Origin of the sequence: Ruminiclostridium hungatei, assembly GCF_002051585.1 — a bacterium.
In the GTDB taxonomy this organism is placed as follows: Bacteria; Bacillota; Clostridia; order Acetivibrionales; family DSM-1351; genus Ruminiclostridium; species Ruminiclostridium hungatei.
The window spans coordinates 98,706-114,102 of record NZ_MZGX01000007.1; the positions used below are offsets into that span (position 1 = coordinate 98,706).

A 15,397-nucleotide genomic window follows, 5' to 3' on the forward strand; every position below is an offset into this window, starting at 1 on the left:
CGTAATAAGATTAACCCTGTTAAAAAGACCGGCTGATGCTTTCAGCCGGTCTTCCAATTCTCTATGATTTGCAATAGCATACGTCTTTTATTTCAAGGCTCCTGCAAATAATGTCTTATCCAGTTTGTCCAGGATGCTTTTATTCACGATAATATCAAAACCCGGATCACTATTGAAGGTCTCCATCTTCACTGTGAAGCTGTCGTTGAATTTTGTATCTATCAGGGACTGTTTGATTTCTTCCTTTAAATCCTTAAAGGCCTTGGAATCCCTCTTGTCCATTTTCATTATATGATAGCCGTACTGGGATTCCACAATGCCGGTTTCTCCTGCCTTATGCGAGAAGGCCCAATCTTCAAAGGACGGAACCATTTCACCCACACCAAAGGTGTACTGTCCGCTGTTTTCCACCACACCCGGGTCCTCGGAATATTTTTTTGCCAGCTCCTTTATATCCTCTCCTGAATCTACCTTTGCCAGAAGCTCCTCAGCCTTCTTTTTGGCTTCAAGCTTCTTGTCCTCACTCAAGGCACTGCCGTTGCTGTCAATGGTGGAAATCAGTATATGTGTTACTGTCACAGTATCATAGCTGTTTTTATTTGCATTATAGTATTTCTCGATTTCAGCATCACTGACCTTGATTTTGTTATGCTCTGCCTCAACATATTTTCTTGCAAGTGCAAGAGTCTTGCAAATCTCTTTATATTCCGCCAGAGTTATACCGTAATATGACATAATCTGTTTTTCTGCTGTCTTGCGGTCTCCGTACATTGAAATCCATGCTTCATCCTGTGTTTCTATTTCTTTTATAGTATCGGCATCAAGCGATAAGCCTGCTTCCTTCGCCTTTGCTGCGTGAATCTTCAATTCCTTCAGGACTTCAAAGGTTTGCTGCTTTATGGACTCCCGCAAGGTTGCTCCGTTATATTGAGCCGACCAATCCACCTTATCCGGGGTGACTCCGGGGCTGTTTTCAAGAAGCGCATTCATGTTGGCTTTTGTAAAAAGTGTATACTCCTGCTTTGTTATTGCCAACTTTCCCACCAATGCCACGCAGTTGGCAGCCTCCTTCTCGGTCAATACATTTACCTTGCAGACTGCAGTATATTTTTTGTCAGTGCTGACGACGGTTATAACTGCTTTTGTACCTGCCTTCACAGCAGTCAGCTTTCCCTGCTTGTCAACCTTTACATAGCTGGTTTTATCAGATTTCCATGTAAATTTTGTCTTGTCTGCCAAAAGTTTGCCGTTGGCCTGCAAGGCTGCGGCCAATTGAAGTGACTGCCCCGCGACCAGTGTCACCTCACTGCGGTTCAGCACCAGTTTTGTTGTGACCTTTTTGGTGTCGGCCGCACCTGTTTTGGTAGTGCCGGCGGCTGATACGGCAGGTACACCGGAAGCCGGGTATTTATCTGCTGCTGGTATGGAAAATGCGGATATATTGTTCAAAGATAAGCTGAAAGTTATGGTAAGCAGAAGTGTTGAGAGTCTTTTCTTATTAAACATGTTTCCTCCCTAAAATTATATTTTCTTCCCTTAATTACTAAATTATACCATTATGTCTCAATATCTACAATATTTTTTTCCCGCTGAAACACCCGTCAGGCATTGAAAGAAAATACCCTGTACCAGGCCGGATATTTACCATCCCGGTGCGGTACAGAGTATTTTCTTTCAACAACTTTATTTCCACTTTTGCTTACATTCTTTCAGGTGCGCTGATACTCAGCAGATCCAGCACATTTTTGATAACAGTTCTTGTGACGTCAACCAGAACCAGTCTTGCCTTCATTAGCTCCTGCTCCTCACCCTTGACCCTGCAGTTGGTATAGAAGCTGTGGAAGGAAGCCGCAACTTCCTGGACATAGCGGGTGAGCCTGCTGGGCTCAAGAGTTTCCGCAGATATCCTGACTTCATCAGGATATTCCGAAAGCTTCTTTATAAGTTCAAGTTCCTCCTGCTTGTCCAGCAGCTCAAGCCTGGCGGTATTTATATCAGGTATGCTTATCCCTTCGCTTTCCAGCAGCTTAAGCATGCTGCATATTCTGGCATGGGCATACTGTACATAAAAGACAGGATTTTCGTTTGACTGCTTTACAGCCAGATCAAGGTCAAAGTCAAGGTGGCTGCCTGAGGCCTTTGTATTAAAGAAAAATCTGACACCATCCCTGCCCACTTCCTCAACAAGGTCCATCAATGAAATGGATTTTCCGGTTCTCTTGGACATTCTGGCTATTTCACCGTTTCTGTACAGTCGTACCAACTGGAACAGCACCACATCCAGCCTTTCCGGATTGATGCCGATGGCAGCCATGGCAGCCTTCATTCTGGCAACATGCCCGTGATGGTCTGCTCCCCAGAGATTGATAACCCATTCAAAACCCCTGGTTTCAAATTTGTTCCTGTGGTAGGCTATGTCGGCTGCAAAATAGGTTGGGATACCGTTATTCCTTATGAGCACCTCGTCCTTTTCACTGCCGATTACAGAGCCCTTAAGCCACAGTGCGCCGTCATTTTCCACCGTGCAGCCGTTTGTCTTAAGAAGCTCTATGGTTTCCATTACCTCACCGCTTTTGTGCAGAGTCTGCTCTGAGAACCATACGTCAAAATGAATTCCGTAGCTTTCCAGGCCTTCTCTTATTCTCTGAATATTTCTGGGAAGGGCAAAGTCCACAAATACCTTTTTCCGCTCCTCAGAGGGCATATCAATATACCTGTCACCGTTAGCAGCAACAAAATCCTTCATGTGCTCGGTGATATCCTCTCCGTGGTATCCGTCCTCCGGAAATTCTACGGCATCTGCTCCCTTTATAAGCTGAATATACCTTGCTTCAAGTGAGGCACCAAACTTTTCTATCTGATTTCCTGCATCGTTTATAAGAAATTCCCTGGTAACTTCATAGCCTGCGGCAGCAAGTACGCTGGCAATACAGTCTCCCAGAGCTCCGCCGCGGGCATTGCCCATGTGCAGCGGTCCGGTGGGATTTGCGCTTACAAACTCCACCATTACCTTTTTCCCATTGCCTACATTTATCCTTCCGTACCGGTCCTTTTCTTCCTTGATTATCCTGATTGCATCATACAGGTATTTGGCGTCAAGGGTAAAATTAACAAATCCCGGTCCTGCACAGGTAACTTCGGTTATATAAGTGCCGGTGAGGTCCATATTCTTTATTATGGTTTCAGCTATAAGCCGGGGCGCTTTTTTTGCCACCTTGGTAATCTGCATTGCAATATTTGTTGAAAAGTCACCGTGACCTTTTTCTCTGGGAATCTCTATGGTAATCTGGCCGATTTCAAGTTCGGGCAGCTCCCCGGCTTTTATGGCCCTATTGACTGCCTTCAGCACAGAACTATTAATTTGCTGGCGTATTTCCTCTGTTATATTTCTCATTTGCAGCTCCTACCTCTCTTATTTGCATATAAAAATCATTTCTTCCGGTGTTGTGGCTATCTATCTCCATTTGATAGCCAACACGTATCTCTCCGCCGGAATCATTTATGTTTATGTCAACATTATTAGCGTACACACCAATTGTAAAAACCCCGTATTCAGTTTCATATGAGGATATATGCTTCTGTCCCTTCTGAAAAACAAACTGCGAATTTACTTTTCCAAATCTCATTAAGGTCACGACACCGTCAGACACCTTTAAGGTTGTGGTAGTACCCAGCATGCCGGTCACTTCGCTTTCCCTATAGGTAATATAGTAGTTATTGCCCTTTTGATAATACTTTCCCTCTGTGATAAGTTCAAGAGTATTTCTGTCATTTTCCGGATCGGTTTGAATACCCTTTACATTAATTATCACGTCTTTACTCATCCAGTTTCCTCCTCAAATTCCGGTCACGTTGCTCCAGCCGCTCCTGGCGGGGTCTGCTGCCTACTGATGATATAATATACATTAAATGCGATTTTTTCAACCGTCAGCATGAAATTAATACAAAAAACTCCAGAATTGCTAAGCTGTAAGGTACGCCGCGCCGTTAAGCCGTTTATCCTGCTGAAGATAAATCAGGAATTTGTAAATTCCCTTTTGCAGTCCTCAAATCTTTCCTCGGCCAGTTCAATCAACCTGTCAATAAGCTGGGAATATTCTATCCCGCTGGCAGCCCACAGTTTGGGATACATGCTTATCTGTGTAAAGCCGGGAAGAGTATTTATTTCGTTTATATAAACAGCACCGGTAGTCTTATGTACAAAGAAATCCACTCTGGAAAGTCCGGCGCAGTCCAGGCACTTGAATGCTCTGACAGCATACTCCCTGATTTTTTGTACCGTTTCGGCAGGCAGCCCTTCAGCAGGTATGATTCCCTTGGAATCGTCTCCTACCTGATATTTTGCTTCGTAATCATAAAAATCATTACATGGAACTACCTCTCCCACTGCCGAAGCTATGGGTTCGTCATTTCCAAGCACGGCACACTCTATCTCCCTGCCGTCTATAAATTCTTCAACAAGTATCCTTCTATCATTTTTTGCTGCTATTTCAAGAGCCCTTATCAATTCTTCCCTGTTGGAGGCCTTGTTAACCCCCACAGACGAACCCGCATTTGAAGGCTTTACAAAGCAGGGATACGTCAGCCTGCCTTCTATTTCCTCTACTACCTCCTGAGTTCTATAGCTTATCTGTTTTCTGTTGAATACCAGGTAATTCCCCTGTGGAAGGCCTTCCTTTTCAAATATTATCTTTGTATAGGCCTTGTCCATACCCACAGCCGAACCCAGAACGCCACAGCCCACATATGGTATGCCTGCAAGTTCAAAGAGTCCCTGAATGGTTCCGTCCTCTCCGTTGCAGCCGTGCAAAACAGGGAAGACCACATCCACAGGCTGTTTTGAACCTTCTGAAATTATGCTTTTTGCAGTATTTTTAACCAGCAGGTCCGTGGAGCCGCCGGAGACTGTGCCGGAGTCTCCGCCTCCTATAAGAGCAGCTTCGGCCAAAGCCTGCCATTCGCCGCTGCCGATCTTTTGGGCGGGGCCCTCATATGTAAGCCATTGTCCTTCTTTTGTAATTCCTATCATAATAACATCATATTTTGATTTATCAATATTCTCGATTACAGATTGAGCCGAGACTCTGGACACTTCATGTTCTGAAGACTGTCCGCCAAATATTACAGCCACTCTTTTCTTTGCCATAAATACCTCCATACCATAAATGTACGTAAGTCAAAATTTTGACTCCGCCCCTACTATATTAATTCCGGGATTCTTCTATGTCATTTAAATTATATTTTACATTTTACTATTTAAGTACCAAGAATACAAGAAAATCCAGCAACATGGCAAAAGAGCCCGAGCTTACGCACCAAGGCATAAGTTCCGGCTCTTCCGGATAAATCCCCGTATTTATTTATATATGTATATCCATGGTTGTCTGCTATTTAAAGATTATTCCCGCCACATCCTTCCAGCTCTGCTTCAAAAGCTTTTCATACCTCTCTTTGAACATGGTTTCATGCTTCTTTTCCCACTCTGCCAGTTCAAGGAGGAAATTTCTGGCCTCTCCGTCCTCAACCTGTGCGGCAGCATTGGAATAGAACAACGCAAAATCACTTTCCATAAGATATGCAAGTCTGATAACAGCCAAATCCGAAATGGTGTTTTCATCAGTTATTATAAGTTCTGAATTATCAGCTATTATGGATATATTTTTTTCTCTGGAGGTATCATCCACCACCCAGGACATTACAATAGGAGGAGGTGTTACCTTCAATATATCGTAAATACTGCTTAAAACGGCGTAATGGTTCTTTTCCATTTCGGCCAGTTCTTCAAAAAGCTTTTTCAGCTCAGCGGACTTGACCCTGTCCATGTTGAAGCTGTAAAACTCCTGGGCGTCATTCTCCATTCTCATGGCATATTCCAGTATCTCTTTTATTTTGCTCATAATCCTATCTCCTCTGTGAAATTAATTTTGAGTCTCTTGCCGTAAAAGTTCCAGCAGTTAAAAGTCTATAAAGAATATACCCCGTCAAGTAAAATTAAAACAGACGCCAGCCACATTTTTTCTCAGGACGTCATGAAAAAGCAGAACCCTGTGACGGATTCCGCTTTTTTATAAAATAATTACTTCAGTATATTATTATTTCGCCGTATTTGCCGATGTTGATGACTTTAAATATGGTACCGGGTCCACTGCTTTTCCATTTTTCAGCACTTCAAAATGCAGATGGGCACCATCTTCACATTCGCTTTGAATCGGATCTCCTACCAGGCCGATTATATCATTTGCCTTAACCTTCAAGCCACAGCTTATGTCCTCCAGGTCCTGTTTTGACAAGCCTGCATACCTGGTCTTCAAGCCGCTTGTACCATGTGTGATTTCAACCGTTATGCCGCTGGTATTGTCCTCCACAAGAGATATTGTTCCGTCTGCAACCGCTCTTACCTGAGTAAGCTTGTCTACTTTGAAATCCAGACCTGTATGAGCCCTTATATCTCCCAGAGTCTTTGATTCTGAGAAAGTATTTACGTCTCTGGTATAGTCCTTCATTATTGAACCATCTACCGGACGGATAAATGTGATTGCTGCATTTGAGGCTGTCGACTTGGTCTTTGCAGGTGTTGAGCTCTTTGCAGGTTCCTTTGAAGATTCTTTTGCAGGTTCTTTTGTGGAATCCGATGCAGGTGCCTGATTTGGAGCATTTTTAGCAGCCGTACCGGCCGCTACCGCTTTCGCAGGGTCTTCCTGATCTGCCTGATTGGCATTTTCATCTCCGGGAATTATCTTATCCTGGCTGTTGATGGCCGTATCAGGTGAGTTCATTTTTTGAGTAGTTACAAATATCGCTGTGGCTGCCACAATGATTATACAAACTGCCAGTATCACATAGAATCCTTTATTGCTGAAGAATCTTGACAGCTTGTCTTTCCAATTCTTTTCGTCTGGAATAAGTTTCTTCATAGTATATATTCCACCTCCATTAAATATTGTTTCCTTTATTGCCAACAATATACATGAAGGTAAAATCATTTTAGTTAATTTTCTTTATAGTAACGCCCTTATAATAATATTTCAAAATATCAGAGCAGGTATATCCCTCTTTCGCCATATAGTCAGCTCCACACTGGCTCATTCCTACCCCGTGGCCATAGCCTAGGGTAGTTATGGCCACCTTCCCGTTTGACAGCTCAGACAGTTTAAAATTAGCCGATTTCAACTGGAATATCTTCCTGAAATCAGTACCCTTGATTGTTATATTGCCAATTTTCATCTCCATTATCCTATCCCCCGACGAATACTTTTTTATCTCTACAGTGGACAGTATATCCTTCTCCTTCAGCTCGAATTCCGGGTTGAAAGCCTTCAGCTTTTCAACCATTTCCTCCTGCTCCATGGCCACCTGAGATTTATACTCTGAAAAAGTATCTTCTCCCGGGCTTTCAACTCCTCTTAAATACGGTTCTGCCGTGCCTGCCCACACATCCTCCACATTTTCGGTATGACCTCCGCTGTTGGAGTGGAAAAGAGGGTTTATTATCACTCCGTTATACTCAATAATCTGCCCTTCTGTGTCGTTTACCGCTTTTAATATCTTATTCCAGTACTTAAAGGAAGAGAACAGTCCCCAGCGCCTCATGGCCGTTTCCTTGCTTATCCAGGCCTGACAGTGGGCAGGATTTGTGCAGACATCCGCTCCGCTGTGCACAGATTCAGAAGAGCCATAAAGTTTGGCTGCCCGTCCCAGTGCATAAGTCCTCGCTGCTATTGCCTGTGCCTTAAGCGCCTCCGGTTGGAAGGATGCCGGCATCTCAGCCGCTACGACTCCAACAAGGTAGTCTTCTATATTCATCTTGACAATCTTTTTCTGGTCTGTGAGGTATACATTTATGGTTATTGCTTTTTCTGCATGCTCCGCATTTTCCTTTATCTCCTCCTGAATAACAACAAAATTCCGGACAAGAACGAAAGGTATAAAGATTATTATTACTATCATGGCAATTATGTACAGGCAGATTTTCTTCATGTGGACCCCCGGCTGTGCCAGACCTGGGCGGTACCGGCACAAGTTAATGCAAACATATCTGCCTGAGCTTCCCTCCAGACAGGACATGTTTATTTATATTAATATAGGGTCAAAATTATGATTTATGATTATAGACCAATTTTCCCGAATTTGAATATTTACATTAAAATAGCTGCAATTATCTCATTACAGAAATAATTGCAGCTATTTATGATTAGTATCCATTTTGCTGCTTATTCTTCCACCCTTTCAATTTTCGCACCTAGTGTTTTAAGTTTATGTTCGAGCTTGCAGTAGCCTCTGTCAATATGCTGTATCTCGCCTATCTCCGTAGCACCTTCTGCTGAAAGCCCGGCCAGGACAAGTGCGGCTCCCGCCCTTAAATCCGTGGCTTTGACTGTTGCTCCCGTCAAACACTGCTTTCCTTCAATTACCGCTGTCCTCCCATCAATTTTGATGCTGGCTCCCATCCTTTTTAATTCGCTGACATGCATAAACCTGTTTTCAAAAATGGTCTCCGTCACTATGCTGGTACCCTGTGAGCAGCATAGCAGCGATGTCATCTGCGCCTGCATATCGGTGGGAAATCCGGGATATGGAAGAGTTTTTACATCCACCGGCTTCAGGTCCCCACCGCCCTTGATTCTTATGGAGGTCAGTTCCTCGCTTATTTCCAGGCCTGTCTCCTTTAACTTGGCAATTATAGGCTTAAGATGATCGGGTACTACATTTTGGATTTCCACATCACCATTTGTAATTGCAGCGGCCACCATAAAAGTTCCTGCTTCAATCCTATCGGGAATTATTGTGTGGGTACAGCCCTGAAGCCTGTCCACACCAATAATCCTGATAGTGTCTGTTCCTGCCCCCTTAATACATGCACCCATTTCATTCAAGTAATTTGCAAGGTCGACTATTTCAGGTTCGATTGCCGCATTCTCAATGCTTGTCTGCCCTTCTGCCAGCACAGCCGCCATCAGTATATTCTCTGTAGCGCCTACACTGGGAAAATCCAGATATATTTTGTTGCCTGTCAGCTTCTTGCTGCGTCTTGCCTCAATATAGCCATGTCCCTGGGTTATCTCAGCCCCGAGAGCTGTAAACCCTTTTAAATGTAAATCTACAGGCCTCGATCCGATGGCGCAGCCTCCGGGTAATGCAACTCTGACATATCCTGTTTTGGCCAGCATGGGTCCCATAATTAAAAAAGAAGCCCTTAATTTATTAACCAGTTCATAGGGTGCCGTGGAATTGGTTATATCCCTGGCATGAAAGCTGATGGAGCTGCTGCCGGGAATTGTTTCCACGTCCGCCCCCAGTGATTTTATCAGCTCGCACATCATTTTGACATCGTATAAATCCGGTACTTCTTCAATAATACTCTTGGACTCACCTAACAGGGAAGCTGCCATTATCGGAAGAACTGAATTCTTTGCACCATCCACTCTTACTTTGCCTTTTAAAGGTACACCTTCGCTAATAACGTATTTCGCCAAGTGAGCTCTTCCCTTCCTTTTAAATTTTTGTATTGCTCCACTTAGTATTCAGTGTTCACCACAGGTGTCGCCACCCAAAGGTAAGTTTTGTTTTCGATCTTATTGTATCTGATGGCAAGACTAAGATTTATGTTCTTTCCATCGATACTCAGCTTATCGCCAATCATGGGGGAGAAGGCCGATACGCTGATAATGTTTTCCTGCCTCATGCTGTCAACCTTTTTTGCATCACTGTCGTCCAGAATCTTTCTGCAAATGTTCTCAAGCTGCGAATCCTGCAAATTTCCCTCGTAGGTGCCTGTAATACAAGAGTTGACCACCGCTTTAAGGCCATACTTGCCAAAAACGCTTTCAATCCTGTCTCTCAGAAGCAATGCCGAACCATTTACAGTTTCGGTGGCATCTATAGTTATATATTTGTCTCCATCACCGGATTTATTCCCTACAATACTTGCCATTGCAGTTATTTTAACACCATCTTTAGTGGTTCCTGACAAGTCGGTCTTAATCAAAGTATCGGTACTGGTGGAGTTCGTTGAATATCCTGTAACCTCAAGCGCTTTGAACACATCCTCGCAAATAGCGGTCAGGTTATCCAGCTTTTTCACTTTATTATCGGCCCGTACAAAAAAATACAATTCATTGATAACCATTTTTGCACCGGACGATTTAAACGCATCACCGATGGAAATCTTCTCACCCTCAGAATCCCTGTAATTGTGTATGTAGTATGTGGTTCCCAAAATTCCAGCTACAAGAATAAGTACCATTAATACAAAAACCAGTTTTCTCATAATCCCTCCTGTTACTCCCGGCAGCGCAGGCATATATCCCTTGTCCTTGCGTGTATGCTTGCTGCTTCTGCAGGCAATAAAAAAACAATAATTTTACTAAGATAAAATCTCTTTATCTTGATAATAAAATTATTGCCTTTTTAAAAAAGCCATATACATTGCAAGGCCTTCTATTTCCCGGTAAAAAAATCATAAGAAACCCATTATTATTGCAGTCTTAATAAGTGGAAAGAGCTCTGCTGAGCATCATAGAGAAATCACCCCGTGAAATGCTGTTTGTTTCCTTAAAGGTTTTATATATACTATCCTGGGGAGTTAATATTTTCAAATTAAAAACATTTTGCACGCTTTCCGTATACCATTGATTTTTTTTGATTTTAGTATAAACACCCTCTGATTTTGTTTTAAAGCTGAAGGATTTTGATATTATTGAACATGCCTCTGCCACCGTCACCTTGTCATCAGGTTTGAAGGCCTTATCGTTTGCAGCTTTCATCAGGCCTTTGCCCACCACTGCATTGATGTACTTTTTGGCCCAATGCTTTTCCACATCCCCGTATTTCGTCTTTGCAGCAGTGTCCAGCTTCAGGTTCAAAGCAACAGCAAGCATTGACGCCAGCTCTGCTCTGGTTATGGAATTCTTTGGCTTGAAGGCTGTCCCGCTGAAGGCAACTGTTATTCCTGCATCGTGCAGATGTCTCACATATTCGTCATATTCCGTATTTATTATATCGGAATATGGCCTGAAGCTTAAGTTATCGGTATTGGTGGTTATAACCCGGAAGGGAGCTATAACCATATATTCATCTATACTGGCAGAAGCAGACGTACTGCCTCCCTTTGTAAATGAATATGTTACATTGACGGTCTTTCCGTTCCTGGGGCTGACGGCAACTATCTTTATACCCTTGTTCTTTTCCTGGCTTGTAAGGGTTATCTGATATTTTCCCTCCAGATATCGGCTGGTGACTTTTACCCCGTTGGCATCGGCGGCCTGAACTGAAAAACCGCTTATGAGCAACGATAAAATCAAAACAAATATATATTTTGTATTGTATTTCTTCATATATCCTCCTGGCATGCCGGCGGCTCAGGTCATTAATACCCGTCCGCCGTCTGGTAAGGCTAGTCTATCTCACCGGCAAGTATCAGGGCCTTTTCTATCATATACAGCAGCTCTCCTCTGGTTACGCTGTCGGATGGATTCAATCTGGAGGCTGTCATACCCGGAACAAAGCCGTTTTGTACTGCAAATGCCACCTTGTCCAATATGTCCTTGTCGATTTTCCCATAGTCACTGTAGCCTGAAACCGCTGAACTGCTTCCCTTTACCTTGGTACCTGCTTTTATTTCATAGAGCACCACCGCCATCCTGGCAGCTTCCTGCCTTGTCAGCACATTCCCGGCAGGCTTTCCGCTCTTTATAAGCCCTGACTTTACAGCGGCCTCCATGTAGCTGCTGTCATAGGTGTAATTGTCTATGGTGTCAAACACCAGCTTCACCGCCTCCCCGGCAGTGACCTTGTCCTCAGGTCTGAAAAGCCTGCTGTTTACGCTTTTCAATTCGTGGGCAAATGCTACGTTTACGATGGAAGCTTCATATTCATATCCGTAGATATCGTCATAAATTCCGCCGGTTCTGTCTGCAATGGCATATATCCCCTGAGCTTGCACCTGTATACCCATTGCTCCCCAATTGTTGTCGGAATCAAAGCTGTTTATTATGGGCTGCTTTTCCCAGTTGCTTGTATAGGCATTATATATGTAACCGAAGGTTTTCCCCTCCACATAGTCACTTCTGTTGGAATATGTGAAATTCACCAGCAGGGGTTTTGCAAATCTGGCGACAGCTATATTATTCACACCGTTGTTCAGAGTGACGTCTATCTGAGCCAGAGGCTTCTTCAATATAAGCTCATTATTCTTTGATGCAGGTATTTGAGGCGCCAGGGTTATGTTGAACAAATAAATCTGCTCTTTTTGAGTATCTCCGCCTGCAGTCGTGCCTGACAAAACCCCTGCCTTAAAGGTATAGTCCACTGCCGAGGTTTTTATGGTTATGTTTTCCTTAAGCTGCTCCAGCCGGTCAAAGACCTTCCGTGATATGTGCACGGATATACTGCCGGCAGTTGTGGGAGGCTTGGTCACATCAACAGTATAGTCAAGCCTGTTGTCTGTTTTTACAGCTTCAACAAACCTGTCGGCATTTACTCCTGTTATCTTTACCACCCAGACTCCTCCAACAACCGTTGGTGCCTTTTCTATAAATTCTCCCGAAATCACATTGTCTATATCCTGATCGGAGTCATAATCATCACTGCTTCTCAAGGTTCTTACACTTATGCTTTGAGTGGGAATGGAAGTGAGCTTCTTTACAGGATCATAGGCGTACAGCCTGGCAAAATACCTGAAATTGGACTTCAGGCCATCAACCTTGAATTCTGAAACCGCTCCGGCATTGTACTGCTTCACATCCTTATAGTCCACTCCGCCCGACACCTCCAGCCTGTACTCAAGACCGGGTTCCTGTATCCACTCAAAGGTCACGCTGTTTTTAGTTACAGCATCGGAAGTGTTCTTGACACCAAACCCCCTGGGAGTGGCCGGAGGTATATCCTTTAAGGTTCGGAGCGGCAGGGAATCACTCCACTCGGACTTTTCACTCAGCGTCCGGTCTTCGCTGAAGGCTTCGGCCTGTATCCAGAAATAATACAGTGTATCGGCCTTCAACCCGGGGATTCTCACATAATTTACCCCTGACTGTTTTATCTGTTCCGCTGTTACGGTCACATTTCCTGCGGCCCGTGTTACGTCGTCCACCGTGCCGTATTTTATGTAATAGGTGTTGCCGTCCTTGTAATTCCAACCCAGATCAACATAGCTGTCGGCAACAAAGTAGTAGTTGAAGGCCGGCACCACCGGTTTCTCAACAATCTGGGAGGGTGTCGGGTTGGTGGTAAAAATTATTGGGTTGGAGGCCTCTGAAAAAAGCGGCTCCTCACCATTTCCCAGATTTCTTACGGCTCTGACCCATAAGATGTATGTAGTATTTGACTGCAATTGGTTCACAGGCACTATGAGATTATGTTTTGAATATGTCCGTGTCCCGTTGGCATCTATACTGTCGGGAGCATTCAGCTCCGGATCTTCATAAGGGTCATCGTTGGCGTCGGTAATGACTGTAGGCACCTTTTCCAGCTTATAGCTGTCTATCTTTGTAATATCGATTCCTTCATAGTATTTTTCACAACCTACATAAAGCGTTACATTTTTATCATAGGATACTTTCCTGTAGTTTATGTTGTCCAGAGGCATTGTAATGGCACTATAGGATACGGTGTCGTTGGGCGACTCCTTATCCGCCTTGATATAGGACCATTTACCGGTTATATCGTCAAATTTCTCATACCAGCGGTTTTTCAACTGTATGACAACGCTGTTGTCGGATATGAGTTTCTTGTTATTCTCGCTTCTTATCTCCAGCGGCGGGTTAGACGGCAGAATCGGCCTGTCAATAGCACCTCCCGGCAAGGTAATTACAACCTTCAGGGCAGGGTAAGACCTGTATTCCACATTCTGAATCACCACATCCACCTCTTCGGCAAAAATCTTTTTTGCAACTATCTTATAGTAATAGGTGTGGTTGGGCTTCAAGCCGGTAAGCTTGTACTTGTAGCCGATGGTGTTATTGTTGTCGGCCACATCCCTGACGGCATTTGCATCTGCCGGTACGAAGCCTGTGACAATTTTTTTGTCGGCAGGAGGATTGTCTATTTCGTTGGGATTTTCAATCAGCCAAATGTCATAGGATACATCTGTGTCAATACTTCCATTGGCCTTTTTGGGAACCCTCCACAATATTGTTGCGGTATTTGTGCCAAGCTCTCCCTTGAAGGCAATTGACTGGTCCACATTGAGAATATCGCTGTAGGCAATAATCCTGGCCCCTGATGAATCGGTAAACTCCGGCACAATTTCAGGCATAGCCGGAGAAGCTGCCACTTCACCCTCTTTAAGTATGATTTTGTCAGATACTATTTTAACACTGTCAGGATAATATGGCAGTCCGCCCTTTGTAACATTTGCTCTTATAATATAGTAGCTGACCTGCTCACCTTCGGGCACAGTAATAAATGTAGTGGTACTGTCTTCAATAAGCATGGGTATGGGCACATTTCCCACATATTTATCTATCTGGTACTGAACCTTTATATCCGAAGAGGATATGCCTGCGATTACAGGACTCCAATCAAGCCTCCAGATAGTGCCTGCATCTGTGGTAGACATCTTTGTACTTTTTGCAAGTATGTAAGTGCTTGAAAGCACGACATTTGAGGATTCATTCCTTATTATTTCGGTATCGGAAATGTCAGGAACTATTTTAACGTAATATACTCTTCCCGGGTCTTTAACCGTATGCTCATACTCCAGTGAACCGTCGGCCTGGTTTAATATGACCGGGCCGTTTATTCCTATTTGTTCTTCTGATATGAATATTGGCAGTGTATTGGTGAAATCCTTGTTTTCAGAAACATACAGCTTGTAACTTATTCTCTTTCCTTCATTCCATACATCATCCCAAATGATTTTTATCTTGGAGGTGCTCATGGTTATACACTGGAGTTTGATATCCGTCAGGAATTTCACAGTATTTGAGGCTGCAGATTCCTCGGATTTCTGTATTGTATTATTGTTGTTGGCATACTCGTAATAAGCCCTTGCATTTGCCTTGTACACAGTACCGGACTTCAGGTTTCTCACTCTGATGGGAGACGTACCGGCGGGCATGTCCTTTTCCTTGAGAACCGGACCGGTCTGAGGCCTGTAACCCTTTGCAGACTCTTCCAGATATACGTTTACATACTTGCCGGTAATGGTTATCCCTTGAGGGTTATCCACTCCAGCCCAGCCAATATCCGCATAGAACCCCGACGCACCTCCGTCCGAACTGCTGTATCCTATAGCAGGTTCAACATTTGGATTTAATGGTGATATTGCCAGTTTGCTGGGCGACGGCTGTGATGGAACGCCGGGTGCCGCCCATACTTCAGCAAGTCCGTATGAAGTTATAGTAACTGTTGCTGCCAAAACTGCTGCAAGTATCCTTTTTAGAATCATGGGTATCTCTCC

11 protein-coding genes are annotated in these 15,397 nt (G+C 43.9%); all 11 read right to left on the minus strand.

From position 1 onward, the window contains the following. Nucleotides 1-87 precede the first annotated feature (87 nt). Nucleotides 88-1,506, minus strand: coding sequence for a peptidylprolyl isomerase (locus tag CLHUN_RS06825; protein WP_080063833.1), 1,419 nt, complete (start codon nt 1,504-1,506; stop codon nt 88-90). Between the two features lie 193 nt (nt 1,507-1,699). Then, on the minus strand, nt 1,700-3,394 hold the full coding sequence (argS, locus tag CLHUN_RS06830) for an arginine--tRNA ligase (RefSeq protein WP_080063834.1): 1,695 nt from the start codon (nt 3,392-3,394) through the stop codon (nt 1,700-1,702). Next, nucleotides 3,357-3,824, minus strand: coding sequence for a YwiB family protein (locus tag CLHUN_RS06835; RefSeq protein WP_080063835.1), 468 nt, complete (start codon nt 3,822-3,824; stop codon nt 3,357-3,359). The genes argS and CLHUN_RS06835 overlap by 38 nt, the downstream gene beginning before the upstream one ends. A gap of 191 nt (nt 3,825-4,015) precedes the next feature. Next, nucleotides 4,016-5,146: a D-alanine--D-alanine ligase family protein gene (locus CLHUN_RS06840; RefSeq protein WP_080063836.1), complete on the minus strand. Its 1,131-nt coding sequence runs from the start codon at nt 5,144-5,146 to the stop codon at nt 4,016-4,018. A gap of 241 nt (nt 5,147-5,387) precedes the next feature. Beyond that, nucleotides 5,388-5,897, minus strand: a complete 510-nt coding sequence (locus tag CLHUN_RS06845) for a ferritin-like domain-containing protein (RefSeq protein ID WP_080063837.1) — start codon at nt 5,895-5,897, stop codon at nt 5,388-5,390. 195 nt (nt 5,898-6,092) lie between these two features. Then, nucleotides 6,093-6,914: a M23 family metallopeptidase gene (locus CLHUN_RS06850; protein ID WP_080063838.1), complete on the minus strand. Its 822-nt coding sequence runs from the start codon at nt 6,912-6,914 to the stop codon at nt 6,093-6,095. A gap of 70 nt (nt 6,915-6,984) precedes the next feature. Continuing rightward, complete coding sequence (spoIID, locus tag CLHUN_RS06855) at nt 6,985-7,977, minus strand: stage II sporulation protein D (protein WP_080063839.1); 993 nt, start codon at nt 7,975-7,977, stop codon at nt 6,985-6,987. A 233-nt stretch (nt 7,978-8,210) separates the two neighbouring features. Then, nucleotides 8,211-9,473 carry a UDP-N-acetylglucosamine 1-carboxyvinyltransferase gene (gene murA, locus CLHUN_RS06860; RefSeq protein ID WP_080063840.1) on the minus strand — a complete coding sequence of 421 codons (1,263 nt, stop codon included), beginning with the start codon at nt 9,471-9,473 and terminating at the stop codon, nt 8,211-8,213. Between the two features lie 41 nt (nt 9,474-9,514). Further along, a complete protein-coding gene (locus tag CLHUN_RS06865; RefSeq protein WP_080063841.1) occupies nt 9,515-10,267 on the minus strand; it encodes a YwmB family TATA-box binding protein in 753 nt (250 codons plus the stop codon). Between the two features lie 217 nt (nt 10,268-10,484). Beyond that, nucleotides 10,485-11,333: an S-layer homology domain-containing protein gene (locus CLHUN_RS06870; RefSeq protein ID WP_080063842.1), complete on the minus strand. Its 849-nt coding sequence runs from the start codon at nt 11,331-11,333 to the stop codon at nt 10,485-10,487. A 59-nt stretch (nt 11,334-11,392) separates the two neighbouring features. Beyond that, nucleotides 11,393-15,385 carry an S-layer homology domain-containing protein gene (locus CLHUN_RS06875; protein WP_080063843.1) on the minus strand — a complete coding sequence of 1,331 codons (3,993 nt, stop codon included), beginning with the start codon at nt 15,383-15,385 and terminating at the stop codon, nt 11,393-11,395. Between the last annotated feature and the right edge of the window lie 12 nt (nt 15,386-15,397).

What these genes read in the sequence shown, in the direction of transcription:
- CLHUN_RS06850 (WP_080063838.1), bottom strand. Translation starts at nt 6,914, where the DNA reads ATGAAGAAACTTATTCCAGACGAAAAGAATTGGAAAGACAAGCTGTCA.
- argS (WP_080063834.1), bottom strand. Translation starts at nt 3,394, where the DNA reads ATGAGAAATATAACAGAGGAAATACGCCAGCAAATTAATAGTTCTGTG.
- CLHUN_RS06845 (WP_080063837.1), bottom strand. Translation starts at nt 5,897, where the DNA reads ATGAGCAAAATAAAAGAGATACTGGAATATGCCATGAGAATGGAGAAT.
- CLHUN_RS06875 (WP_080063843.1), bottom strand. Translation starts at nt 15,385, where the DNA reads ATGATTCTAAAAAGGATACTTGCAGCAGTTTTGGCAGCAACAGTTACT.
- CLHUN_RS06840 (WP_080063836.1), bottom strand. Translation starts at nt 5,146, where the DNA reads ATGGCAAAGAAAAGAGTGGCTGTAATATTTGGCGGACAGTCTTCAGAA.
- CLHUN_RS06870 (WP_080063842.1), bottom strand. Translation starts at nt 11,333, where the DNA reads ATGAAGAAATACAATACAAAATATATATTTGTTTTGATTTTATCGTTG.
- CLHUN_RS06835 (WP_080063835.1), bottom strand. Translation starts at nt 3,824, where the DNA reads ATGAGTAAAGACGTGATAATTAATGTAAAGGGTATTCAAACCGATCCG.
- CLHUN_RS06825 (WP_080063833.1), bottom strand. Translation starts at nt 1,506, where the DNA reads ATGTTTAATAAGAAAAGACTCTCAACACTTCTGCTTACCATAACTTTC.
- CLHUN_RS06865 (WP_080063841.1), bottom strand. Translation starts at nt 10,267, where the DNA reads ATGAGAAAACTGGTTTTTGTATTAATGGTACTTATTCTTGTAGCTGGA.
- spoIID (WP_080063839.1), bottom strand. Translation starts at nt 7,977, where the DNA reads ATGAAGAAAATCTGCCTGTACATAATTGCCATGATAGTAATAATAATC.